The following is a 1,346-nucleotide window of genomic DNA, read 5'->3' on the forward strand; positions in this document are numbered from 1 at the left end:
AAACTGTGGGAAGAGCTGTTCGATTTGCTGATGCCTCATCTTGAACAAATGCAAAACCTAGCTTCTGCCGTTTCACAGATGGACGTGTTACAAAACCTAGCAGAACGCGCAGACTCATTGGATTATTGCCGCCCTACTCTAGTTAAAGACGCAGGTATTCACATTCAAGCAGGTCGCCACCCGGTAGTAGAGCAAGTCACCTCGGACCCGTTCATTGCTAACCCAATAGAATTAAGCCCAAGCCGTAAAATGCTCATCATCACGGGTCCAAACATGGGGGGTAAATCAACCTACATGCGCCAAACTGCGCTAATTGCGTTGATGGCTCACATCGGCTCTTATGTACCTGCAGAGTCAGCACAAATTGGCTCATTGGATCGCATCTTTACTCGTATCGGTGCTTCAGATGACTTGGCATCAGGTCGTTCAACCTTCATGGTAGAGATGACAGAAACGGCCAACATTCTCCACAACGCAACCAAGAACAGCTTGGTGTTAATGGATGAGATCGGTCGCGGTACCAGTACTTACGATGGTCTTTCATTGGCATGGGCAAGTGCCGAATGGCTTGCAACACAAATTGGCGCGATGACACTTTTCGCTACGCACTATTTTGAACTAACCGAATTACCGAACTTGCTACCAAACTTAGCGAATGTTCAACTAGATGCGGTAGAACATGGCGACAGCATTGCTTTCATGCACGCAGTTCAAGAAGGCGCCGCAAGCAAATCATACGGCTTGGCGGTTGCGGGCTTAGCTGGCGTACCTAAAACGGTCATCAAAAATGCTCGTACTAAACTGTCTCAACTAGAGCAACTCGGTCAAGCTAGCGACTCGCCTCGTCCAAGCACAGTGGATGTGGCAAATCAGCTCAGCTTAATCCCTGAACCTAGCGAAATTGAACAAGCGTTATCAAACATCGATCCAGACGACTTAACACCTCGTCAAGCCCTTGAAGAGCTGTATCGTTTGAAGAAAATGCTTTAACGAGAATATCTAATCTCCCCTAAAACAGAAAAAGGGCTATGGTTATCCATAGCCCTTTGTGTTTCGAGAAAGCTTAGTATTAATCGTCTTCAACGTTAAACAAGTTTTCCATATTTAGGCCTTGTTTAATTAGGATTTCACGAAGTCGACGTAAACCCTCCACTTGAATTTGACGTACACGCTCACGGGTAAGACCAATCTCTCGTCCCACTTCTTCAAGCGTAGACGGCTCATAACCAAGCAAACCAAAACGGCGTGCAAGCACTTCTTTTTGTTTTGGATTCAACTCTTCCAACCAATGGATCAAAGACGATTTGATGTCATCATCTTGAGTCGACACTTCTGGATCAGAGTTG

2 protein-coding genes are annotated in these 1,346 nt (G+C 46.1%); one reads left to right on the top strand and one right to left on the bottom strand.

Annotation, left to right across the window (positions count from 1 at the left end):
* Positions 1–990 (top strand): MutS-related protein (locus R7P72_RS24535; RefSeq protein WP_411912902.1); only part of this gene is annotated, 990 nt, incomplete at its 5' end.
* Between the two features lie 79 nt (positions 991–1,069).
* Here R7P72_RS24535 and R7P72_RS24540 read toward each other — a convergent pair.
* Positions 1,070–1,346: sigma factor-like helix-turn-helix DNA-binding protein (locus tag R7P72_RS24540; RefSeq protein ID WP_318110902.1), on the bottom strand; the 277-nt coding region annotated here is incomplete at its 5' end.

The sequence above is a fragment of the Vibrio sp. Vb0888 genome (genome assembly GCF_033338835.1).
GTDB classification, from domain to species: domain Bacteria; phylum Pseudomonadota; class Gammaproteobacteria; order Enterobacterales; family Vibrionaceae; genus Vibrio; species Vibrio alginolyticus.